This window comes from Aeromonas sp. FDAARGOS 1414, assembly GCF_019047065.1.
In the GTDB taxonomy this organism is placed as follows: domain Bacteria; phylum Pseudomonadota; class Gammaproteobacteria; order Enterobacterales; family Aeromonadaceae; genus Aeromonas; species Aeromonas veronii_A.
Map to the genome: position 1 here is coordinate 1,334,510 of NZ_CP077210.1, position 23,660 is coordinate 1,358,169.

At 58.7% G+C, this 23,660-nt stretch carries 19 protein-coding genes and 1 pseudogene; 16 read left to right on the forward strand and 4 right to left on the reverse strand.

All coding sequences use genetic code 11. From position 1 onward, the window contains the following. Positions 1 to 95 precede the first annotated feature (95 nt). Positions 96 to 1,493, reverse strand: coding sequence for an alpha-amylase family protein (locus tag I6L44_RS05935; protein ID WP_254204264.1), 1,398 nt, complete (start codon positions 1,491 to 1,493; stop codon positions 96 to 98). A gap of 262 nt (positions 1,494 to 1,755) precedes the next feature. Between I6L44_RS05935 and I6L44_RS05940 the strand changes: the two genes are divergently transcribed. Further along, positions 1,756 to 1,911, forward strand: a complete 156-nt coding sequence (locus tag I6L44_RS05940) for a hypothetical protein (RefSeq protein ID WP_005336695.1) — start codon at positions 1,756 to 1,758, stop codon at positions 1,909 to 1,911. A gap of 171 nt (positions 1,912 to 2,082) precedes the next feature. On the opposite strand, the gene I6L44_RS05945 is transcribed toward I6L44_RS05940, so the two are convergent. Next, positions 2,083 to 3,138, reverse strand: coding sequence for a PA0069 family radical SAM protein (locus I6L44_RS05945; protein ID WP_216953554.1), 1,056 nt, complete (start codon positions 3,136 to 3,138; stop codon positions 2,083 to 2,085). A gap of 173 nt (positions 3,139 to 3,311) precedes the next feature. Between I6L44_RS05945 and I6L44_RS05950 the strand changes: the two genes are divergently transcribed. The 15 genes and pseudogenes from I6L44_RS05950 (at position 3,312) to I6L44_RS06020 (ending at position 21,589) form a co-directional block, all read left to right on the forward strand. Continuing rightward, positions 3,312 to 3,899: a tetratricopeptide repeat protein gene (locus tag I6L44_RS05950; RefSeq protein ID WP_184233683.1), complete on the forward strand. Its 588-nt coding sequence runs from the start codon at positions 3,312 to 3,314 to the stop codon at positions 3,897 to 3,899. Between the two features lie 233 nt (positions 3,900 to 4,132). After that, positions 4,133 to 6,061, forward strand: a complete 1,929-nt coding sequence (thrS, locus tag I6L44_RS05955; RefSeq protein WP_005336690.1) for a threonine--tRNA ligase — start codon at positions 4,133 to 4,135, stop codon at positions 6,059 to 6,061. A gap of 21 nt (positions 6,062 to 6,082) precedes the next feature. Continuing rightward, positions 6,083 to 6,613 carry a translation initiation factor IF-3 gene (infC, locus tag I6L44_RS05960; RefSeq protein WP_234923365.1) on the forward strand — a complete coding sequence of 177 codons (531 nt, stop codon included), beginning with the start codon at positions 6,083 to 6,085 and terminating at the stop codon, positions 6,611 to 6,613. A gap of 86 nt (positions 6,614 to 6,699) precedes the next feature. Beyond that, positions 6,700 to 6,897, forward strand: coding sequence for a 50S ribosomal protein L35 (gene rpmI, locus I6L44_RS05965; RefSeq protein WP_005300673.1), 198 nt, complete (start codon positions 6,700 to 6,702; stop codon positions 6,895 to 6,897). A 15-nt stretch (positions 6,898 to 6,912) separates the two neighbouring features. Next, positions 6,913 to 7,269, forward strand: a complete 357-nt coding sequence (gene rplT / locus I6L44_RS05970) for a 50S ribosomal protein L20 (protein ID WP_005300683.1) — start codon at positions 6,913 to 6,915, stop codon at positions 7,267 to 7,269. Positions 7,270 to 7,377: 108 nt separating this feature from the next. Continuing rightward, positions 7,378 to 8,597: pseudogene (locus tag I6L44_RS05975) on the forward strand (IS3 family transposase). 376 nt (positions 8,598 to 8,973) lie between these two features. Continuing rightward, positions 8,974 to 9,957 carry a phenylalanine--tRNA ligase subunit alpha gene (gene pheS, locus I6L44_RS05980; protein ID WP_005336686.1) on the forward strand — a complete coding sequence of 328 codons (984 nt, stop codon included), beginning with the start codon at positions 8,974 to 8,976 and terminating at the stop codon, positions 9,955 to 9,957. 12 nt (positions 9,958 to 9,969) lie between these two features. Further along, the gene (gene pheT, locus I6L44_RS05985) at positions 9,970 to 12,357 is read left to right on the forward strand and encodes a phenylalanine--tRNA ligase subunit beta (protein WP_202004652.1); all 2,388 of its coding nucleotides are present in this window, start codon (positions 9,970 to 9,972) and stop codon (positions 12,355 to 12,357) included. 3 nt (positions 12,358 to 12,360) lie between these two features. Further along, entirely contained in the window at positions 12,361 to 12,657 is a 297-nt protein-coding gene (gene ihfA / locus I6L44_RS05990) for an integration host factor subunit alpha (RefSeq protein ID WP_005300715.1), read from the forward strand. Positions 12,658 to 12,672: 15 nt separating this feature from the next. Beyond that, the gene (locus tag I6L44_RS05995) at positions 12,673 to 16,662 is read left to right on the forward strand and encodes a transporter substrate-binding domain-containing protein (protein WP_216953555.1); all 3,990 of its coding nucleotides are present in this window, start codon (positions 12,673 to 12,675) and stop codon (positions 16,660 to 16,662) included. Beyond that, positions 16,649 to 17,893: a response regulator gene (locus tag I6L44_RS06000; protein WP_216953556.1), complete on the forward strand. Its 1,245-nt coding sequence runs from the start codon at positions 16,649 to 16,651 to the stop codon at positions 17,891 to 17,893. The genes I6L44_RS05995 and I6L44_RS06000 overlap by 14 nt, the downstream gene beginning before the upstream one ends. A gap of 3 nt (positions 17,894 to 17,896) precedes the next feature. Beyond that, positions 17,897 to 18,538 (forward strand): GNAT family N-acetyltransferase, encoded by a 642-nt coding sequence (locus I6L44_RS06005; protein ID WP_123173087.1) that lies wholly within the window; start codon positions 17,897 to 17,899, stop codon positions 18,536 to 18,538. A gap of 60 nt (positions 18,539 to 18,598) precedes the next feature. Continuing rightward, positions 18,599 to 19,372: a Sir2 family NAD+-dependent deacetylase gene (gene cobB / locus I6L44_RS06010; protein ID WP_005351956.1), complete on the forward strand. Its 774-nt coding sequence runs from the start codon at positions 18,599 to 18,601 to the stop codon at positions 19,370 to 19,372. Positions 19,373 to 19,463: 91 nt separating this feature from the next. After that, positions 19,464 to 19,940, forward strand: a complete 477-nt coding sequence (locus I6L44_RS06015) for a hypothetical protein (protein ID WP_216953557.1) — start codon at positions 19,464 to 19,466, stop codon at positions 19,938 to 19,940. Continuing rightward, on the forward strand, positions 19,940 to 21,589 hold the full coding sequence (locus I6L44_RS06020; RefSeq protein WP_216953558.1) for a diguanylate cyclase: 1,650 nt from the start codon (positions 19,940 to 19,942) through the stop codon (positions 21,587 to 21,589). The genes I6L44_RS06015 and I6L44_RS06020 overlap by 1 nt, the downstream gene beginning before the upstream one ends. An 86-nt stretch (positions 21,590 to 21,675) precedes the next feature. Here I6L44_RS06020 and I6L44_RS06025 read toward each other — a convergent pair whose 3' ends face one another. Both I6L44_RS06025 and rbsK read right to left on the reverse strand, forming a co-directional pair. Next, positions 21,676 to 22,680, reverse strand: a complete 1,005-nt coding sequence (locus I6L44_RS06025) for a substrate-binding domain-containing protein (RefSeq protein WP_139733249.1) — start codon at positions 22,678 to 22,680, stop codon at positions 21,676 to 21,678. Beyond that, positions 22,680 to 23,612, reverse strand: coding sequence for a ribokinase (gene rbsK, locus I6L44_RS06030; protein ID WP_100645834.1), 933 nt, complete (start codon positions 23,610 to 23,612; stop codon positions 22,680 to 22,682). The genes I6L44_RS06025 and rbsK overlap by 1 nt, the downstream gene beginning before the upstream one ends. Positions 23,613 to 23,660 lie beyond the last annotated feature (48 nt).

Below are 23,660 nucleotides of genomic sequence, written 5' to 3' on the forward strand. Positions count from 1 at the left end.
ACCCGAGCAACGTCTCTGAGCAAAAAGAGCGACCCTGGTGGTCGCTCTTTTTATTTGTCTGCTTTTTATGACTCTCCGCTGATCTTACGGCTGGATCACTCCTGCAGCCACATTTTGGCGCTGCGGGCGGGAATGGCGACCCGTACCCACTGGCTCTGCACGTTGACCACGGCGTCTTGGTCGAGCACGTCACGATAGTTGCGATACCAGTTCATCTCGAATTTGGCGGTATCGAGCCAGTACTCCTGCTCATAGTCGCACTTGTTGAGGCCGACCAGCCCCTGTTTGCCCCGTTTGAACAGCACGAAGCAGTCACCGCTGCCGATCAGCTGCATCGGTTGACCCTGCACCGCATTGTGGAAGCGGATCATCCCCTTGAGATCGGAGCGCTGGTAGTAATCCTGCCAGCGCAGTCCATCCTTGGCCTGGGTCTCGCCGTGATCCGAATAGACCAGTGGCGAGCCACCATCGCGGCCGAGCAGATAGGCATAGGCCAGCTTCTCGTCAGTCTGGCTTAAGATCTGATAGCGGAAGCCGTCGTTGGTGGGGATGTCGTGGGTCACGGCAAAGGTGACGGCGCGGCTACCCGGCAGCGCCTGACCATAAGCTCCCGGATCTGCCAGCAGGTTCATGCTGCCGCCATACCCTAGCGCCCCGCGCAGGGAGGCAAACAGCGGAAAGTCATAGGCACCCTGGCAGCTGCTGTCGAGGTAGGGTTTGAGGAAGCGCTCGTAATCGGCGCTGCCTGCGCCCCCTGTGGTGATCACCTCGCCAAACACATGCATCCCCTGTTTGATCTCGGGGGTGAACACGGCATTGATCTGGTAATCGCTCATGTGTTTGACCGCATCGACCCGAAAGCCCTTGATCCCCATCCCCTTGAGCGCCTTGAGATAGGCCTGTTGCTGGCTGACTACCCAGTTGTTGGGATCCAGATCCGGCAGCCCCTTGTCACCGGCACCGCCACAGAGACGCCAATACTGGACATGACCCGGATCGCTCCAGTCACTGATGCACCCTTCGGGATGAAAATCCTGACCGGAGAGGAAGTTTTGCCCCAGATCGCCAAACAGTTTCTGGCGCTCGAAATAGGCCGGGTTGCTGGCGTAGCTTTGCAGCAGCTCGTTGCCGGGATAGTTGAGGTCCTGGCGTTTCCAGCTTTCGTTGGCCATGTGGTTGAGCACCACATCGGCATAGACGGCGATGCCCCGCGCCTTCATGGCGGCGATCAGCTGCTCGAGATCCTGTTTATTGCCAAGGGGTGAGTCGACAAGGCGCAGATCCTGCGGCTGGTAACGGGCCCACCATTCGTTGCCTGATGACTTGAGAGGCGGCGAGATGAGTACCTGTTTGTAGCCGGCCGACTTGATAAGGTCGGCTTTGGCGGTCACTTCACTGTACTTCCAGTTGAAGGCGTGCAGTATGACGTCGGCGTGCGCCAAGGGGGCGATCAGCATGCCTGCGATCGCCCATATTCCCGCTGTGTGTTTCATTATTGTGTCCCTGTTTTTATAGATGCCTGAATGGGCAACCCAGCTTTGGTGGGAACAGAGTGAGCTGCAATCCACAACCTGCAGATTTGTGACCGCTTTCAGAGTGATTTCGCCGAATATGTGAACTGTTTCGGCTTTTCCTCGCCACCGCCAGTTGCCTTTTTACAACTGATTTTTTTGTCATTTCCCTGTCATTCCCAGCCGCTATCCTGCCGGGCGAGTGGTGCGTTGTTGCTATCACCTTCACCGTCAGGAGCTGCATATGACCAGTTGGATCACGTGGGAAATTTGGTGGAGCCGGGTATGGGGCGAATCAGAGGTGCCGCAGTATGAAGAGGATGAGCACGAAGTGGCCCATGAACCCTCGCGACTGCCGGTTGAAATGGTGCAGCAGGGTCGGGATCAGCGCGCAGGCTAAGGCGTTAGCCCTCTCTTTACCGGGTAGCGCTTTCTTGTCGCGACATGGCTACTTCGTTGGAAAATTCTGAAAAGCGGGGTTTCCACAGGATGTGTTGCGGCAGGCCTTCCTCTCAACCTCTTGGCAGGCAAGGGTTGTGCATCTGATGTATGCAGGGCGTAAAAGGGGGGATTAGAAGAGCGACAGCTGCTCCCCGGGGCGGATAAACCCATCCATCCTGAGCTGAATATGGCGTCTGCCCAGATCAAGGCGCTTGCTGATAAGGCGAAAGCGCTGGGCCAGCAGATCGGCAAAGTGCCCCTCGCCGCGCATGCGGGTGCCGAAGGCGGTACTGTTGAGCCCGCCACCGCGGCTTGCTCGCAACTGATTCAAAATAGCCTCCTTCTGGCCCGGATAGTGGGTATCGAGCCAGTCCCCAAATAGCGGCGCCAGCTCGTGGGGCAGGCGCAGCAGGATGTAATCGGCGCAGCTGGCGCCTGCCTCGGCGGCCGATTTGATGATCTGCTCCAGCTCCGGTTCATTGAGCCGCGGGATCATGGGGGCGGCCAGTACCCCCACCTGCACGCCAGCGTTGGCCAGCTTCTCGATCACTTTCAAGCGGCCGGCACCCGTGCTGGCGCGGGGCTCCAACTGTCGCCGCAGGGTTTCGTTCAAGGTCGTCACCGACACCATCACCTGACACAGTCCCTCTCTGGCCAGCTCGGTCAACAGATCGAGGTCGCGCAAGATCATGGCGCTCTTGGTAATGAGTCCGACCGGGTGGCGGTGTGCCAGCATCACTTCCAACAACTGGCGGGTGAGGCGATAGCGCTGCTCGATGGGTTGATAGGGGTCGGTATTGGCGCCAATGAAGATGGTCTGTGGCTGATAGGCAGGTTTGGCAAACTCCCGGTGCAGCAGGTCGGCTGCATTGCGTTTGGCAAACAGCTTGCTCTCGAAATCGAGGCCAGGGGAGAGCTCCAGATAGGCGTGACTGGGTCTGGCATAGCAGTAGATGCAGCCGTGTTCGCACCCCTGATAGGGGTTGATGGAGCGACCAAAGGGGACATCCGGCGAGCTGTTGTAGCTGATGATGCTGCGTGCATCGATCTCTCGCACCTCGGTGCCAGGGACAGAAGGAGTAAAGGCGGCATCCCAATCTGATGGTTGCCAGCCGTCATCGACCGCTTCGACAAGGGGGCCGCTAAAACGGTGATCGATATTGTGGGGACTGCCTCGTCCTGCCATGGTGTGCACCGACACTGTTCATACATACAGTTATTTTGCAGGTGCCCCGGATAAATGACAACAACTGCTGGTCGACCGGGTGCAAAAAGGGTTTTCGTGGGGATCTCTAGCTTGATCGCGGCGCTACATTTCGTTTACATAGACAAAATGAGAACTGGATCACGGAAATCATCATGAGACCCACCACTTCCCGCTGGCTGTTTATCGGTCTGCTTGCCCTTGTTATCTGGCGTCTGCTTCCGCTCTCCACCGAGCAGGAGATGGCTGCCGCCAACCGTGCCTGGCGTACCGGTCACTTCGATGAGGCGACCCGGATCTGGTCGCCACTGGCCGATCAAGGCCAACCTCGGGCGCAAGCCCTGATGGGCTGGAGTCATGAGGTGGGGCAGGGGAGCGAGCAGGATATCCATCAGGCCATCAGCCTCTATCGCCAGTCGGCGCAGGCAGGGGATCCCTTCGGCCAATATCGGCTGGCAGAGCTCTATCTGCGCGGTGTTGGGGTCAAGCGAGATCTGCGCCAAGCCTTTCACTGGATGGATCAGGCTGCCCGCAATGGTGATGTCCCGGCCATGCTGAAAGTCGGCGTCCTTCATCTGATGGGGGTCAGCGGCAGGGTCGATCTGCCTCAGGCGAAGCAGTGGCTCTATCAGGCGGCACAAAAGGGCAACAAGCTGGCGCTTCAGGTGCTGCAAGAGCTGGCGCTGGCCGAGGAGGGGAGCAGTGACTTTGACTTCAACTGGCAATCCCTGCTTGGTGAATAGTCGGCAGGCGACTCATTTGACTGTAGAAAATATCTGCAAATCCGATACAGCACGCCCGACTTCTGGTAGCATGGGGGCCGTTTTGGCTTGGTTTGTCATGTTAGACATGCTGTTTGCGTGTCAGGCCGTCTTCGCAAAGTGCTGTGGAGAACCAGAACATCACCTTTTTGAATCTCTTTTCCATCCCGCATGTGACCTTTGGTAGGGGTCACCACTGTATAAGGAAACACATAATGCCAATCATTACTCTGCCTGACGGCAGCCAACGTCAATTTGCCCACTCTGTTTCCGTCATGGATGTGGCTGCGGACATCGGTCCCGGTCTCGCCAAGGCGTGCATTGCCGGTCGGGTAAACGGTGAACTGGTGGATGCGTGCGAGCTGATCGAAGCCGATGCAGCGCTGGCCATCATCACTGCCAAAGACGAAGAAGGTCTGGACATCCTGCGCCACTCCTGCGCCCACTTGTTGGGTCATGCTATCAAGCAACTTTGGCCCCAGACCAAGATGGCCATCGGTCCTGTCATCGACAACGGCTTCTACTATGACGTTGATCTTGACCGTACCTTGACCGATGAAGATCTGGCTGCCCTGGAAGAGCGCATGCTGGCGCTGGTAGCCAAGGATTACGACGTCATCAAGAAGAAAGTCTCTTGGCAAGAAGCGCGCGATGTATTCGAGGCGCGCGGCGAGTCTTACAAAGTCGAAATCCTGGATCAGAACATTGCCCGTGATGACCAGCCAGGTCTCTATCATCACGAAGAGTACATCGACATGTGTCGCGGCCCGCACGTGCCCAACATGCGTCACTGCCACCACTTCAAGTTGCTGAAGATGTCCGGCGCCTACTGGCGTGGCGACTCCAACAACAAGATGCTGCAGCGTATCTACGGTACCGCCTGGGCTGACAAGAAGCAACTCAAGGCCTATCTGCAGCGTCTGGAAGAGGCCGCCAAGCGCGACCACCGCAAGATCGGCAAGCAGCTCGACCTGTATCACATGCAGGAAGAAGCACCCGGTATGGTGTTCTGGCACAACGATGGCTGGACCATCTTCCGTGAGCTGGAAACCTTTATCCGCGGCAAGCTCAAAGAGTACGACTATCAGGAAGTGAAAGGTCCGTTCATGATGGACCGCGTCCTGTGGGAGCGTTCAGGTCACTGGGAGAAGTATGCCCAGGCCATGTTCACCACCCAGTCCGAAAACCGCGAGTACGCCATCAAGCCGATGAACTGCCCGGGTCACGTCCAGATTTTCAACCAGGGTCTGAAGTCCTACCGCGATCTGCCGCTGCGTATGGCCGAGTTTGGTTCCTGCCACCGCAACGAGCCGTCCGGTTCCCTGCACGGTCTGATGCGGGTGCGCGGTTTCACTCAGGATGACGCTCACATCTTCTGTACCGAAGAGCAGATCATGGAAGAGGTCTCCGGCTGTATTCGTATGGTCTATGACGTCTACGGTACCTTTGGCTTCGAGAACATCGTGGTCAAGCTCTCTACTCGTCCCGAGCAGCGTATCGGCTCTGACGAGATGTGGGATCGCGCCGAGAAAGCGCTGGCCGAAGCGCTGGAGCTCAACGGTCTGAAGTACGATTTGCAGCCGGGTGAAGGGGCGTTCTACGGTCCAAAAATTGAATTTACCCTGCACGATTGCCTTGATCGTGCGTGGCAATGTGGTACCGTGCAGCTCGACTTTGCCCTGCCTGGTCGTCTGGGTGCCACTTATGTGGGCGAAAACAACGATCGCCATGTACCTGTGATGATCCACCGGGCCATCTTGGGTTCTATCGAGCGCTTCATCGGTATTCTGACTGAAGAGTACGCCGGTCTGTTCCCGACCTGGTTGGCTCCGACTCAGGCGGTGGTCATGAATATCACGGACAATCAGGCCGATTATGCGGTGAAAGTAGCCAAAGCATTGAATGATGCGGGCCTTCGCGCAAAAGCGGACTTGAGAAATGAGAAGATTGGCTTTAAAATCCGCGAGCATACTTTGAAGCGAGTACCTTTCATGCTGGTCTGCGGCGATAAAGAAGTTGAAGCCGGTAAGATTGCAGTACGGACTCGTAAAGGGGCTGACCTGGGCACTTATCCTGTTGAAGAGTTCATCGCTCTGCTGACCCAGGAAGTTCAGACCCGCGGACAAAAGAAAGTGGAGGAATAAGCTATAAAAGGCGGAAAAAAACTGGGCAAGCAACCGCAAGCCCGCGCTCACCGGATCAATGAAGAGATCCGTCTGAAAGAAGTTCGTTTGGCTGGTCTGGATGGCGAAGCTCTTGGCATCGTATCTATCCAGGAAGCACTGAACTTGGCCGCAGAGGCCGAAGTGGATCTGGTCGAGATCAGTCCGAACGCCGAGCCGCCCGTTTGCCGGATCATGGATTACGGCAAATTCCTCTACGAAAAGAGCAAAACCACCAAAGAACAGAAGAAAAAGCAGAAAGTCGTCCAGGTCAAGGAGATCAAATTCCGTCCTGGCACTGACGAAGGCGACTATCAGGTAAAACTACGCAACCTGGTTCGCTTTCTGGAAGACGGGGACAAGGCTAAGGTCACCCTGCGCTTCCGTGGTCGTGAAATGGCACACCAGGATCTTGGTATCAAGGTTCTTGAGCGCGTCAAGAACGATCTGGAAGAGTTAGCCGTAGTCGAATCGTTCCCGAAAGTCGAAGGCCGTCAAGCTGTGATGGTCCTCGCACCTAAGAAGAAATCTTAAGGCCCACAAGAAATTGACTCATGGGGCTCGCTCCATGAGTCGGTTCGCCTTGCGATTTTGTTGTCACTCACAATGCGGAGTATGAAATGCCGAAGATGAAAACCAACCGGGGCGCCGCAAAGCGCTTCAAGAAGACTGGCTCAGGTCGCTTCAAGTGCAAGCATAACCACCTGCGTCACATCCTGACCAAGAAGAGCAGTAAGCGTAAGCGTCAGCTGGGACCGAAGTTTTTTGTTTCCGCTGCCGACCACAAACGTGTTGTCGCTTGTCTGCCGTACGCATAAGGGGGGATGTGAAAAATGCCAAGAGTTAAACGTGGTGTGACTGCTCGTGCTCGTCACAAGAAAGTAATGAAAGCCGCCAAGGGTTACTACGGCGCCCGTTCCCGTGTTTACCGCGTAGCGGTACAAGCGGTAACCAAAGCTGGTCAGTATGCCTACCGTGACCGTCGCCAGAAAAAGCGTCAATTCCGTCAGCTGTGGATTGCGCGTATCAACGCTGCTGCCCGTCAGAACGGTCTGTCCTACAGCCGTCTGATCAACGGTCTGAAGAAGGCTTCTATCGAGATCGATCGCAAGATCCTGTCCGATATCGCCGTTCACGACAAGCTGGCTTTCACCGCCCTGGTTGAAAAAGCTAAAGCAGCTCTGGTCTAATTCCAGCACTGTTATCAAAAATAAAGGAGGCTCAGGCCTCCTTTTTTGTATCTGTTGTCCCGTCCTGAATATGGTTTACACCTTTCCCCCCAATACATGGAGAACCCGATGGGACAAGGTGTGAAACGGACACAGCGCGATTACTCGCTGACTTTTAAACTGGCACTGGTCGAGCAGATTGAAAAAGGCGAGCTCACCTACAAACAGGCTCAGGTGCGTTATGGCATTCAGGGCCGCTCCACCGTTCTGGTATGGTTGCGTAAACATGGTCGGCAAGATTGGAGCCAGGGGGCTTCTGTGCGCGCCGGCAGGAGCATCACCATGCCTGACCCCGACAACCAGACGCCCGAACAGCGCATCAAGGAACTCGAGCAACAGCTGGCGCTGATGAGTCAGAAGGCCCAGTTCTTTGAGGCCGTCGTCGATGTACTGAAGAATGAATACGGCGTCTCCATCGTAAAAAAGCGACCCGGCAAGTCCTCTCGCAGCGGCAAGTCGAGAAGCTGACCATCGTCAGGGCTTGCCTGTTTCTGGGGATAAGCCGGCAGGCTTACTACAAGCGCAATCGGGTCGCCGACGAGCGCCATGCTCAAGGGCTGCAGGTGGTGCGCTTTGTGCGTCAGGTTCGACTGCGACAACCTCGGGTGGGTACTCGCAAGCTGCATTATCTGCTCCAGGGTCAGGATGATGGCGGGCTCAAGGTCGGGCGGGACAGGCTGTTTCGGATATTGGCCGAGTACCGCTTGCTGGTCCAGCCCAGGCGGGCGTATCACAAGACCACCCACAGTTTTCACCGTTTCTACCGTCATCCCAACTTGCTCAAGGCGGGGCCGGAGCAGGTCACGCCGGTGGCACCGGAGCAGGTCTGGGTCGCCGACATCACCTATCTGCCAGCCAGGAGCGGGCCGCTGTACCTGAGCCTGGTGACGGATGCTTACTCACGCAAGATAGTGGGCCATCACGTGCACGAGGGGATGCACGCCGAGTCGGTAGCGATGGCGTTCAAGAAAGCGCTGAAGCAACGGCGTGGCGGCGGGGCGCTAATCCATCACTCAGACCGCGGCGTGCAGTATTGCTCGGGGCTGTATCAGTCATTGCATGAACGGTACGGGGTGAAATGCTCGATGACGGATGGGTATGACTGTTACCAGAATGCGTTGGCGGAGCGGGTGAACGGGATTTTGAAAGGAGAGTTGTTGTTGCAAAGCCCGTAGGATTTGACGCAAGCGCGGGAAATGGTGCGTGAAGCTGTGAATATTTACAACATGGAGCGGCCGCATCATGCGTTGAAATACAGAACCCCCGATGCGGTACATAGAGGGTTCTGAGTAGAAAAATGCTAGTTGAAAATGTGTAAACCTATTTCAGGACTAGACATGTCATTCACGGTTTTACATCACGTTTTTCTTTCTCCCGTCCACGTTTTGTCCACTGTTTTACACGCGCTACAGTTTTCTCCATACAAAGTGACATGTGGGAGATCACTAGTTCTATAAATGGATTGTATGCCAACAAACCATGTCTTTATTCTACTATTTAAAGAGTGACGGTAAATCGATGAGACTCGCTTGATATAACAAAATGATTTGTAGGGAGAAAAGCCCACCTTAACTATGGTCAGCGAAGGGGCTTTTTTTGTATTATTCCCCTCTTGACCTTATTTAGCCTAAAGGCTCCTGTATCGGGAGTGGTGACGAGGAAGACATGCAACAGCTTGAAGAAGTAGTCGGCCAGGCCAGAGCCGAAATTGAGGGCGTGAGCGATATCGCGACCCTCGACGAAATCCGGGTCAAATATCTGGGTAAAAAGGGCTTTTTTACCGAGCAGATGAAGGGCCTGGGTGCCTTGTCTGCCGAAGAGCGTCCCGCCGCGGGCGCCGTGATCAACCAGGCAAAACAGCAGGTTCAGGATGCGCTGAACGAGCGTCGTGAAGCGCTCGAAGTCGCCGTGCTGAACCAGAAGCTGGCCGCCGAGACCATCGATGTCAGCCTGCCGGGCCGCCGCATCGAGAATGGCGGTCTGCACCCGGTGACCCGCACCATCGAGCGCATCGAGCGCCTGTTTGGTGAGATGGGCTTCAAGGTTGCCCGTGGTCCCGAGATTGAAGATGGCTTTCACAACTTCGATGCGCTGAATATTCCGGCTCATCACCCGGCGCGTACCGATCACGATACCTTCTACTTCAATCCTGATCTGATGCTGCGTACCCACACCTCCGGTGTGCAGATCCGCACCATGGAGCATCAGCAGCCGCCGATCCGCATCATTGCACCGGGCCGCGTCTATCGTAACGACTACGACATGACCCACACCCCGATGTTCCATCAGGTTGAAGGCCTGCTGGTTGACGAGCATGCCAGCTTTACCGAGCTGAAGGGCATTCTGCACGACTTCCTGCGCAACTACTTCGAGGAAGACCTGACCATTCGCTTCCGTCCTTCCTATTTCCCGTTCACCGAGCCGAGCGCTGAAGTGGACGTAATGGGCAAGAACGGCAAGTGGCTGGAAGTGCTGGGCTGCGGCATGGTTCACCCGAACGTACTGCGTTCGGTCGGCATCGATCCGGAAAAATACTCGGGCTTTGCCTTCGGCATGGGCGTTGAGCGCCTGACCATGCTGCGTTACGGGGTCAACGACCTGCGTGCCTTCTTCGAAAACGACCTGCGCTTCCTCAAGCAGTTCAAGTAAGGGCGAGAGAACATGAAATTCAGTAAATCCTGGGTGATGGAGTGGGTCCGCACCGAGTTGAGTGACAACGCGCTGGCCGAGCAGATCACCATGGCCGGTCTGGAAGTGGACGCCGTGGAAGCGGTGGCTGGCCAGTTCAACAATGTGGTGGTGGGTGAAGTGGTCGAGTGCGCCCAACATCCTGACGCCGACAAGCTGCGGGTGACCAAGGTCAACGTGGGTGAGGCCGAGTTGCTGGACATCGTCTGCGGCGCGCCAAACTGCCGTCAGGGCTTGAAAGTGTGTGTGGCCAAAGTAGGGGCGACCCTGCCGGGTGATTTCACCATCAAGAAAGCCAAACTGCGTGGTCAGCCGTCCCACGGCATGCTCTGCTCTTTCAGTGAGCTGGGTATCGACGTTGAAGCCGATGGCATCATCGAGCTGCCGGCCGATGCCCCCATCGGTACCGATATTCGTGACTACCTCAATCTGAACGACGTCTCCATCGATGTTGATCTGACTCCGAACCGTGCCGATTGTCTCGGTATCGCCGGTCTGGCCCGTGAAATCGGCGTGCTCAACAGCGTCGACGTGGTCGAGCCGACCTGGGCACCAGCTGTTGCCACTATTGATGCAACTTTCCCGATCCGGGTTGAAGCACCAGCTGATTGCCCCCGTTATCTGGGCCGCGTCATCAAGGGGCTGAACTTGCAGGCCCAGAGCCCGCTCTGGATGCAAGAGAAGCTGCGCCGTGGCGGCATTCGCTCCATCGACGCCATCGTCGACATCACCAACTATCTGCTGCTGGAATACGGTCAGCCGATGCACGCCTTCGATCTGGCTACCCTGGAAGGGGAACTGGTGGTACGTCGCGCCCACGCTGACGAGCCGATGACCCTGCTCGACGGCAACGAAGTGAAGCTCAAAGATACCACCCTGGTGATTGCCGATGCCAAAGGTCCTGCCTGCATGGCCGGTATCTTCGGCGGCAACCGCACTGGTGTATCCGAGACCACCACCGACATTTTGCTGGAGTGTGCCTTCTTCGCGCCGCTCTCCATCACCGGCCGTGCCCGTACTTACGGTCTGCACACCGACTCATCCCATCGCTTCGAGCGCGGGGTGGATCCGGAGCTGCAAGCCAAGGTGATGGACCGTGCAACTCGCCTGCTGCTGGATATCTGCGGCGGCGACGCGGGTCCGGTCATCGAGGTCAAATCCGATGCCCATCTGCCGAAAGCGGCACCCATCAAGCTGCGTCGCGCCAAGCTCGACAAGGTAATCGGTATCAGCGTGGCGGATGCTCAGGTGGTCGAGATCCTGACTCGCCTCGGCATGCAGGTGACTGTGGATGCTGACGGTTGGACTGCGTTGGCGCCCTCCTGGCGTTTCGATATCGCCATCGAGGAAGACCTCATCGAGGAAGTGGCTCGCATCTACGGCTACAACAACATTCCGAACCTGAAACCGGCCGCCTCTCTGGCGATGGTTGAGCAGGCAGAAGGGCAGGTGACCTTGAAGCGCGTACGCGACCTGCTGGTTGACCGCGGTTTCCAGGAAGCGATCACCTACAGCTTCGTTGATCCCAAGACCCAGCAAACCCTGTTCCCGCAGAGCGATGCCATCGTACTGCCGAACCCGATCTCGGTCGAAATGTCCGCGATGCGTGTCTCTCTGTTCCCGGGTCTGGTGCAAGCTGTTGTTTACAACCAGAACCGTCAGCAGCCGCGCGTGCGTCTGTTTGAACAGGGTCTGCGTTTCATCAAGGATGAAAGCGCCGAGAACGGCATCCGTCAGGAGCCGATGTTGGCCGGTATCATCACCGGCAACCAGAGCGACGAGCACTGGGACATCAAAACCCGCGCAGCCGACTTCTTTGATTTGAAAGGGGATCTGGAAGCGGTGCTGGACTTGACCGCCGAAGGGGCCACCTTTACCTTCGAGCGTACCGAGCACAGCGCCCTGCACCCGGGCCAGAGCGCAGCCATCCTGCGCAATGGCGAGATCATCGGCCACATCGGCGTGATCCACCCGAGCCTCGAGAAGAAGCTGGGCCTCAAGAGCCGCGCGGTGATGTTTGAGCTGGAGCTGGACAAGCTGACCCCGGCCAAGGTGCCTGTGGCAGCCGAAGTTTCCAAGTTCCCGGCGAACCGTCGCGACATCGCCGTCGTGGTCGATCGTCAGGTTCTGGCAGGTGATGTGCTTGCGGTAATTAAAAAAGTTGGCGGAAATCAGGTAGTTGGAATAAACTTGTTTGACGTATACCAGGGTGCTGGTATGGCAGAGGACAAGAAGAGCCTAGCCATCAGTCTTGTATTGCAAGACACCCAGCGCACCCTGGAGGAGAAAGAGATTGCCGAGACCGTAGACAATGTCGTGCGGGCCCTTGGTGAAGAGTTGAATGCATCCTTGAGGGATTGATCTATGGCGCTTACCAAAGCCGACATTGCAGAGCACCTGTTCACCCAGCTCGGGATGAGCAAGCGTGAAGCCAAAGATATGGTGGAAGCCTTCTTTGAGGAAATCCGACAGGCGCTTGAGCGTGGTGAACAAGTCAAGATTTCAGGCTTCGGTAACTTTGACCTTCGTGAGAAGAATCAGCGTCCCGGACGCAACCCCAAGACGGGCGAGGATATTCCGATCAGCGCCCGCCGTGTGGTGACCTTCCGGCCTGGCCAGAAGCTCAAGGCCAGGGTAGAAAATGTTGAACCCAACGAGTGATAAAAAGCCAGGCAGATGCCTGGCTTTTGTTTTCAGATGACCAAATTCCCCATTTTTCTTCTGGGTGCTGTACTGGCACTGCCATTGCAAGCCAAGCCTTTGCAGACCACAGTGCTGCCGTTGGCGCCGGCGACCCAAGCTTATGTAAATTCACTGAGTCAGCTTTCGCTCTGCTATCCTGCGACGCTTCCTCCACCATACCTGATGGCCGAGGGGGGACTGCTCAAGGATCGCCTCGCCCGGTTGCAGGAGCTGTTCCCTATTCCACTTGTGCTCAAAGAGCTGCCCGATTGGCAGACATTGCGCAACGGGCTCGCAGAGGGTGACTGCGACATCATTCCCTATGTCGGAACCCGCAAGAAGGCCGTGGAGGGCATGCGGTTAAGTCGTCCGATGATGGAGACCGATGCCGCCATCCTCTACAAGGGTGAAAATCTCAAACAGGCCCGCTTTCTGGTCTACTCGGTGGCAGACTCAGCCCGCCTGCTGCACGAGCTCTATCCTCAGGCGCGCATTATTTCCCTAAAGAGCGGAGAGAAGGTCTACGACGCGCTGCAGAGTGGCAAGGGTGACGCCTATCTGGGGGACTATCTGCAACTGCGCTATCTGATGCGCGAGTTTCCTGCCGATGGGTTGCGCCTGCGCCGCCTGTTTGGTGAGGATCGGATCATCAGCTATCGCCTGATGATGCGTGATCAGCCTGAGTTGGCCAATCTGGTGGACACCCTGATCCGTCATATGCCCGCCGGTACTATCTATACCGATCTGGCCCGTTATCTCGATCAGGGGTCGCTCTACGTCAACCAGCCTCACTTCAGCGATACCGAGCAGGCCTGGTTATCCGGCCGCGGGCGCACCATTCGCCTGGTGGTCAATCCTGAGTTGATGCCCTATAGCGGCGTCAATGATCTGGGGGAGGCGAAAGGGTGGAGCGCGGATGTGCTGCGCTGGGTCACCCAGGAGACCGGCTTGAAATACAAGCTGGTGCCTGCAGCCAGCAAGGCGGAGGCCGTAGAAAAGCTGCGCCTTGGTGAGGCGGATATGATGGCCGGCTTGCCGGAATCCCCGGCATTGACGGATCAGTTCATTTTCAGTCGGACGATCTCCACCAATCGGTTTGCCTTGATCAGCAAGCGCAAGCTGGCTGCCGCTCGCATCACCCAGCTCAAGCGGCAGCGTATTCTGGTGCCTGAATCCCTCTACGATCCCTCCTTGCTCGCCCTGCTTGGTGATCAGGAGTGGCTTCGCACCGACGGCCTCGAGCAGGGGTTATCAGCGATCAAGCAAGGCAAGGCTGACGCCATGCTGAGCGAGCTATATCAGCTGCAATATCCCCAGCGTACCAACTTGCTGGAAGGGCTCAATATCGAGGAGCTGGAAGATCGCTTCAGTCTTGGCTTTGCCATCAACAAGAGTCAGACCGAACTGGCCGGGGTGATGGATCGCAATCTGATGGCCCTGACCAGCACCCAGATCGACGAACTTAACCAGCGCTGGCGCCGCTTGCTCGTCGTGCAGCAGCCCGGCGTGAGCTACGCCGCCTGGTTTGGCTCCATTGCCATGGCACTGCTGATCAGCGGTATTGTCATCGGCGGGATCTGGCGTTCCCGCCAGCAACTGGCACGGGAAGTGGCCCAGCGTCACGCCGCCGAGAAGGCGCTGGCCATCGAGAGCGAGCTGCGGGAAACCATGTTTCAGGCGTTGCCGGTGCCCGTCTATCTGCGCAACAGCCAGGGCAAGGTGATCAAATCCAATAAACAGGGGCGACGTCTGGCCCTGCGCTATTCGCAGCAGTTGATGCTGCCACCGGTGCAGCCTCAGAAGAGTGAAGGGGAGTTGGTGCTGGGGGATCAGGTCTTCGCCTATGCCCAGCATCCGCTGCGGCTGGACAAGCAGGCCCCCGCCACCGATCTCATCGCCCTGTCGGATATCAGTGTGCTGCGTGAGCAGGCCCGTTTTCTGCGTCAGGCAGAGCGCCGCCTGCGTGCCCTGACCAATACAGTCCCCGGCGTGGTGCTGCAGTTTATGTTCGAGCGGGGACGGGTAGGGGGGATCGAGTTTATCAGCCGAGGCTGTTACGAGCTGCTGGGGCTGGCGAGCCAGCAGATCCGTCGTGAGCCCAAACGGGTGCTCACTATGCTGGAGCGCGAGGATCGCCGCCGGGTAAGCCGTGAGATGTTCGACATGTTGCAGGCTGGCAAACCCTTCGCATTCACCCTGCGTTATCACCATCCGACCAAGGGTCTACGCTGGTTGCAGTTCTATGGCCGTGGCCGCAGTCAACCGCAGGGTTGGCGAATTTATGCGGTGATGCAGGATGCCACTGCCCGGGTCGAGCAGGATCAGGCTCTGCAGCACTCCCATGAGCAGGCGCAACAGGCAGTTCTGGCCAAGGGGCGCTTTTTGGCTGCCATCAGCCACGAGATCCGCACGCCGATGAACGCCATGCTCGGCTTGCTGGAGTGGCTGGCCAGCACTCCTTTGTCGAGAGAGCAGGATTCGGCGCTGGCGCGGGTGCGTCAGGCGGGGGATGAGCTGCTCGGCCTGCTCAACGATGTACTCGACTTTAGTCGCAACGAAAACAGCAAACTCTCCCTCTCGCCCCAGCCCACCGATTTCGCCGAGCTGTGCGAGCACGTGGCGGCGGTGCACTGGAGCAAGGCCAGATCCAAACGGCTGCAATTACGATTGCGGCTTGACCCCGCCTTGCCAGCCTTGCTGACTCTCGATCCCCATCGGGTACGGCAAGTGCTCCACAATCTGCTCTCCAATGCCATCAAGTTCAGCCTGCGTGGGGAAGTGGTGCTGTGGGTCGAGGTAGTCGCATCGACCTTGCGCTTCGGGGTCGATGATGAAGGGCCGGGGATCACCGCCAAGATGCGTCCCACTCTCTTTATGCCATTCGAACAGTTTGCTGTTGAAGGGCAGTTGCGGGCGCCGGGCACCGGCCTTGGTCTGGCCATCTGCAAGCAGCTGCTCGAGCAGATGGGGGGGCTTATCGATGTCGAGGGACGCCCGGGCGGTGGTAGCCGCTTCTTCTGCGAGTTGCCGTTGCAACAGGTTCAGCAAGATATCGATTGGCAGCCAAGAGTACGCCAGTTATCCCTCTCACTGCCTCACGATGAGGTTTTGGGGGTCACGCCCTGGTTGTCCAGGCTCGGTATTCATGTTGCCAGTCGTGCGGTTGATCTGCTGCAGGCCGAGATAGACGAGGATAGTCTGTATCACTGGTCATGGCAGGGGGAGTCCTGGGTGCCGGGCACCATGATCAGCCTGTTCCAGCCACGGATGACATCAGAGCAACCTGTGGGTGAGATGCAGCCCGGGCTTGGTATGCGGGTACTGCTTGTTGAGGATCACGATGTCAACCGGGAGCTGATCTGTATGCAACTGGGGCAACTCGGTGCAAGCGTAGTCAGTGCCGCCAATGGGCAGCTAGCGCTGGAGATGCTGGTGAAGCACCAGGTGGATCTTGTGTTGACAGACCTGCAGATGCCGGTGATGAACGGGGCCGAACTGTGCAGGCAATTGCGCAAATCCGCCCGTTGGGCCCGTCTTCCGGTCTATGTGATCACCGCAGATCTCAGTGAGCAAGCGGCAAGGGAGCTGCAATCCTGCGGTTGCGATGGTCATCTGGACAAGCCGGTCGCCCTCAAGGTGCTGGCGACCTTGCTGCGCCATATTGGCAAAGAGGGGAGCAATGCTGTCGCCCCGACGCCGGTTGCCTCGTTGCTGACCGATGAACTGGCGGCCCTTTATCTGAAGGCTACCCGTGATGATTTGGCCGAACTTGAACGCTGCTGCACAGAAGAAGATGAAGTTGGCGTGAATGCTGCTTTACACAAGCTGAAGGGGGCCGCCAGAATGGTAGGAGCCACGGCGCTGGTGACGGTGATTGACGAGTGGCAACAAGCCCCCCATCCAGCTCTCCAGAGCAGTTTGAACCGGGCGTTGGATGAGTTCAGCCAGCATTTCTCGAAAAGGACCCAAGATGATCATTACTGATGAAGAACTGCTGGCGTTGCTCGACTCGGAAGAGCACGGGGCGGCAGATTTTTGCCCTGTCTTGCTGTATGCGCTTGATCGGGCCTCCCATGAGCTGGCAAAGAGCACGACACTCCCCTCCTATGTCACTTTGCAGCGCACCCAACCGGACGCCTGCTGGCAGTGGGAAGGGTTGTTTGCGGCAGGAGCCATTGCCCTTTACGATCCTGCCGCTCACCAGCAGGCGGACTATTTCCCCGAGTTGCAGCATCATCAGGGAATTTATGCCATTGGTGAAGATTGGCTGGGAGGACTTGCCGCCAGTTACCGTGACTGGTGCAACTGGCTGGCCGCTAACAAGGTGCTGCTGCTCGAGGATCACCCGTTTCAGGGGATGCAGTTACAGCAAGCTATCGCCGAACTGGGGCTCTCCTGCCAGTGGGTGCAGGATGAAACTGCCTGTCTTGCTGCGTTGGAGGCTGGCGACATCAGTCTGCTGGTGTGTGATCTCAGTCTGGTGGAGCAGGATGCCATCAGCCTGCTGATGAGCCAGCCGCAAATTCAGCGCAGCGGGTTGCCGATCATTCTCTTGTCGGCGCACGAGCAGACATTGATCGACGGTGCCCGCCGTCTGCTGCACGATGCCGGTTTCAATGTGCTGGCAGCACTGGCCAAGCCACTCGATGGCAACGAGTTGCTCAGGTTGCTGCGCGGACTCTATCTGGGGCCTCTGCGTCAGCGTCGGCTGAGTGGCCAACGTCGAACAATTCGTCGTTGGCAGGGGGAAGTGCAGGGGCAACTTGGGCTGCTCTCCAGCCCCGCGACTCCTCATCCGGTCTGGCTGGCGGTAACGGGTTTACCCGGCCGCTGGGAGGCACTTAAAGAGTGGTTGACGGATCAGTCACGTAGCCCCACAGAGCTGACATTATTGATCCATCGTCGGGATCACCTGTTGAGCAATGGAGAGCGGTTTGCGCTGGTACTGCAAGCGAGTCTGGCGGGGAGCAAGCTGGCGTTGCTGCTCGATAACAGCCAGCATTTGCCATTCGATCTGCTGGAGCGTTTGCCGTTGAGCGCTTTGCTGCTGGGGCAGGCGCTTTTACCCGAAATAGAGTCATTGGCCATGGACTCCCTGCTGGGACGTTTTATGGCCCGGGTTCGAGAGCTGGGGATCGCCGTCTATCTGGATGATCCTTACAACCTGCTCGACGTCGAGGTATGGAGAGAGCGCGGTATGACGGGGCGCTGGTAAGCCATGCCGCGCTACCTCTGCTGGCCCATGCACCGGGAGCGCCTTGGCAAAGGGCTGGAGGGCTGGCCCCATCCGGTTTCCCGGGCCGCGCTGCCACTGGCGATGCAGGTCTCCGGGGTGCCTTGCTTGCTGCGCGAGCTGCATGGTGTGGCGCCTGCCCGCATGCTGGCCGCTTACGATGCATTGAGTGAAGAGAGCATCTATCTGCGTTTTATGCGCCCGAAACGGACGCCGCCACCGGAACAGGTGGCCCAATTTCTCAATTACCACCCCGAACAACAGATTTCGCTGCTGCTGACTGATCTGGCCGGTGAGCCGCTGGCTCAGGCGCAATCAATCCGCCGTCGCCTTCATCCCGATCGGGCAGAGTTCTCCTGCATCGTGGCGGATCACTTCCAGCACAAGGGGGCGGGGCGGCGCATTCTGCTGGCGCTGGCACTGCTGGCCAGGGCGGACGGGATCCGGGAGTGGACGGCGGAAGTGCTGGCCCAGAACCGGCCGATGCTGACCCTGCTCAAGCGCCTTGGCTTGCCGCTGACCCTGGTAACCGGGCGGGAGATGGTCTTTGTCAGGCTGGATCTGTCGGTACTGGATGCCTGGTTACCCGCACCGCCAGCGGCGCCGCTTAAGACCAAGGGCGAATAGTGACACTTTTTTCCCTGTGCTAAGGTCACATTTATTGTGCGGGGATAGACGGAGCAGCTTATGGCGCAGTCATATAAACATATCGTGATCCTGACCGGCGCGGGGATCTCTGCCGAATCCGGCATCAAGACTTTTCGTGCCTGCGACGGTTTGTGGGAAGAGCACAAGGTCGAGGACGTGGCGACCCCCGAGGGGTATGCCCGGGATCCCGAACTGGTGCTGCGCTTTTACAACTCCCGCCGCAAACAGCTGCAACAGCCCCAGGTTCATCCCAATCCGGCCCACTATGCGCTGGCCCGTCTCGAGCGGCTTTTGCCCGGCACGGTCACCCTGGTCACCCAGAACATCGACAATCTGCACGAGAGCGCGGGTAGCAAGAACCTTATCCATATGCACGGGGAGCTGCTCAAGGCCCGCTGCCCAGAGTCCGGTCAGGTGATCGAGTGGCGCGGTGATCTCCATCAGGACGAGCTCTGCTCCTGCTGCCAGTTCCCTCAGCCGATGCGCCCCCATGTGGTCTGGTTTGGCGAAATGCCGCTCGGGCTGGATCGCATCTACAGTGCGCTGGCCCAGTGCGATCTCTTTATCTCCATCGGCACCTCTGGCGCTGTCTATCCGGCGGCCGGGTTTGTCCATGAGGCGGGCCTCAACGGGGCGCACACCATCGAGCTCAATCTCGAGCCGAGCGAGGTAGGTAGCCAGTTTGACGAAAAACGCTATGGGCCGGCCTCCTTGCTGGTGCCCGCCTATGTCGATGAGTTGCTGGAGGCGTGCGGCATTCATCAACCGAGGCAAGTCGAGGGGCACAACTGGATGGAGATGCGCGGTCCCTGAGCTAGTGTGCGACGGGACAGTTGCAATGGTTCGGTGAAATCGCCACACTGGCAACCATTTAAAAAATGGGACGCAGTTGGCGCAAATTACCATGACCGCAGTAAAGCAATGGATCGCTTTTTTTCTCCTGATGCTGGCCAGTGCCAGCGCATCGGCCTCCATCCCCCTGATGATCCTGGTACTGCCAGATGGCCAGCAGGTGACCCTCGATGAGGCGGCCCTCTCCGCCTTGCCACAGACCGAATTCACCACGACTACCCCCTGGACCCAGGGCACCCACCACTATCGCGGGCCGACCCTGTCAGCCGTGCTGGCGGCGCAAGGGATCCCGGATGCTCACAAGATCGCCGTTTCGGCCCTCAACGGCTATCAGCAGGTGGTAGATCTGGCCCTGTTCGACGGCGTGCCGCTGACCCTGGTGCGTCAGGAGGATGGCAAACCGCTGACCCGGCGCAACAAGGGGCCGCTTTGGCTGCTCATCCCGTTCACCACCTATCCCAAGCTGGACGTGCCAGCTATCCACAACTGCATGGTGTGGCAGGTGACCCGCATCGAGATCGTCGATTGATGGGGCTATCCCGCCAAAATCTGCTGTTGGTTGCGGTGTCGCTGCTGTTTCTGCTCTCGTCGGGCAGCAGCCTCTATCTGCAGTATCGGCAAGAGCAGCTGGTCGATACCTTCTACCGCAATGTCCACTGGAACATCAGCCAGGTGATGCTCGAATCCCAGCGTTTCCTCTACGACCTGCAGCTCTATCGGGCTGGCAGACTGTCGATGGAGACCCTGAGCCTCGATTACGATCTGCTGTGGAACCGGCTCGACATCTTCCTCATCAGCAGCGAGACCGCCGAGATGCGCCAGCGGCACGGGCTCGGCAAGGCGCTGGCCACCCTGTTCGAGCAGATCAAGCAGCTCGAACCCCAGATGGAGGCCGGTGCGCTGCGCGAGGGGGCTGAGCTTGCCCGCTTGCAGGAGGCGATCGCCAGCCAGACCCGTCTCATCGAACAGATAGGGGATCAGATCCTCTCCGGCCAGGAGCGAGAGCATTCGGTCAGCCAAATCCGCAACAGCCTGTTCTGGCTGCAGATCTGGCAACTGATCCTGTTGCTGACTGGCGGCGCTCTGGTCGCTGCCCTTATTCGCGCCAATCTGGCGAACCGTCGGCTTGCCCTGCTCGATCCCCTGACCCAGCTTGGCAACCGCCGTGCCCTGCAGGAGCAGCTCTCTCGCGCTCTGCATGCCGATGATGTGAGCGCCCTGGTGGTGCTCGATCTCAAGCGCTTCAAGCAGGTCAATGATCTGCTGGGTTATCAGGTCGGTGATCGGTTGTTGCAGATGGTGGCCAACAAGCTGCAACAGGCTCATGGCAGTCACGCTTACCGCCTCGGTGGTGACGAATTTGCCGTGGTGCTGACCAAGGCAGATGATGCGCTGGAAACCGCCATTCATGAGCTGGTGGATCTGCTCCATTTCGAGTTCGTGACCCGGGAGTGCAGCTTCGATCTGGCCTGTCGACTCGGGGTCGCCAAGGCGCAGCAACAGGATGCCGCCCGGTTGCTGGATCAGGCGATCCTAGCCCTCAACCAGGCCAAGCGTAGCCAGGAGGGGGCGATCAGCTGGTTTGAGCCAGCCATGCTGCAGCAGTTGCAGTTGAGTCAGCAGCAGCTTCATCAGCTGCGAGAGTGGCTGGCAGGGCGCGAGCCTGCACCGCTGCGAGTGGCGTTGCAGGCGCTGACGGATGGACAGGGCAACGAGATGTGGCAATTGGCGCTTGAGTGGCGTGAGCTGGGGGCGCCCTGCCAGATGCGCTGGCTGCAGGAGTGCGGTGTGCTGGGGCCCGTGTTGGCCCGTGTGCTGCAAGCGCACGAGGCGCAGTATGCCGATGGTCGGGCACTGCTGGTCCCGCTCGACAACCAGGCCCAGCTGACCCATCTACTGGCCTATCTGCCGGGGGCTTCCCGCACGCCGCTGGTGTTGCTGGTACCGACGCTGCAGCCGGATGGTGTCTTGCTGGCGGGATTGCGGCAGCAGGGTTGCACTCTGGCACTCAGAGAGATTGGCAGCACCACCGCGGCGCAGCTGGCAGCCGGCTGGCCTGTCCGCTACTGGCTGCCGCAGGGTGATGAAGATGGCGAGTTGTTGCAACCTCTGGCCAGACGATTGGGGCTGGTGCCACTGCAAGTGCTGGCAGCCAGGGAGACCCGGTCGCTGGACTGAGGGCAAAAAGCGGTATTGCAGCGGTAAGAGACAGAATGAAACAAGGCGACCTTGGGGTCGCCTTGTTCTTTTGTTTCCCCTGAAAATCAGGGGCGGGGCGCGCAAGATTGTCTGATCACCAGGTCAGGGTCGACGGTGATCAGGTGATTCTCCACCGCTTCGCCGTTGATCCGCGCCAACAGGCGGGTGACGGCGAGGCGACCCAGCTCCTCTTTGGGCTGGTTGACGGTGGTGAGCGGCGGCGACATAAATTCGGCCAGCGCCACATTGTCATAGCCGACGATGGAGATATCCCGCGGGATCACCAGCCCCGCCTGATGGGCGGCACTGATGGCTCCCATCGCCATCATGTCGTTGCAGACAAAGAGGGCAGTGGGGCGCTCGGGCAATGCCAGCAGACGAGTCATCGCCTGATGGCCGCTGGCGCAGTCAAAATCCCCCTCCTGGATCCACTCCTGATTGACGATGAGACCCGCCTCCTGCAACGCCTGTTCAAAGCCAGCTTGGCGCTGGTTGGCGGGGGCGCGGCTATGGGGGCCTGTGATGCAGCCGATGGCGGTATGGCCCAGCTCAATCAGATGGCGGGTCGCGAGATAACCACCGTGGAAGGAGTTGTCGGCGATAAGATCCACATCTTCGCTGACCAGCCCCCAATCCATCACCACCACCGGCAGGCTCTTGAGCCAGTCGAGCTGATTGAACACCTCTTGCTGTCCTTCGCTACACATGATCAGCAGGCCATCGACCCGCTTGCGCAGCATCATCTTGAGGTAGGAGAGGGCCGTCTCGGCTTGCCCCTCGGTGTTGCCCAGCATCAGGTTGTAGCCCTGCTCGAAGCAGTAACGTTCCACCCCGCGCACCACCTCGGCAAAGAAGGGGTTGCTGGAGGTAGTGACCAGCATGCCGATACTGTTGGTCTCCTTCACCTTAAGGCTGCGGGCCACCAGACTCGGGGCATAGTTGAGATCGCGCATGGCGGCGAAGACCCGTTCGCGGGTCTCCTCGGCCACAAAGCGGGTCTCGTTGATGACATGAGAGACGGTGGTGGTCGACACACCCGCCAGCGCCGCCACCTCCTTGATATTGGCCATCAGTGCCCCTGCGCAGTCTGCTCAAGCAGGAAGGCGTCAACCTCCTGTTTGCTCGGAATGGAGCTCTGGGCTCCGAATCGGGTCACGGAGAGCGCCGCCGCCCCGTGGGCAAAGCGCACCGCGCTGTGGAAATCGGCTCCGGCCAGTTCCGCCGCCAGCAGGGCGCCGTTGAAGGTATCGCCTGCGGCAGTGGTATCCACCGCCTTGACCCGAAAGCCCGGGATCAGCTGTTGCTGCTGGGCGTTGCTGCAATAGACCCCCTGCGACCCCAGGGTGATCATCACATCCGCAATGCCCATCTGGTGGAAGCGGGCGGCCGCCTCGCGGGCACTTGCTTCGTCGGTGACTTTGACGCCGGTCAACAGCTCGGCTTCAGTCTGGTTGGGGGTGATAAGGTCGACCAGCGCCAACAGCTCAGCGGAGAGCGGGCGGGCGGGGGCGGGGTTGAGCACCACCCGGGTGCCGTGGGCGCGGGCCAGCCGTGCAGCTTCATGAACGCTCTCGAGCGGCACTTCCAGCTGCAACAGCAGGGTGTGGGCGTCGGCGATCATCGCTTCGTGGTTTTTCACCACGGCAGGGGTGATGGCACCGTTCGCTTCGGCTGAGATGCCGATGCTGTTCTCCCCCTCATCGCTCACATAGATGATGGCGATACCGGTCGGGAGCTTGGGATCGAGTTCGACGGCACTGACGTCGATGCCATCTTTGGCAAAGCCGCTCTTCATCTGGTGGCCGATGGCGTCATCGCCGATACGGGCGATAAAGGAGACGGGGGCGCCAAGGCGGGCGGCCGCAACCGCCTGATTGGCCCCCTTGCCGCCGGGCACCACCTGATAGCTGTGGCCGGTCAGGGTTTCACCCGGGCGAGGAAAGTGGGGAACGCGCAGCACGTGGTCTGCATTGACACTGCCCAGAACGACGAGACGATTCATGTTGAGTACTCCTGATGCATCTTGGCTTGAACACTGTGATGGAGTGAG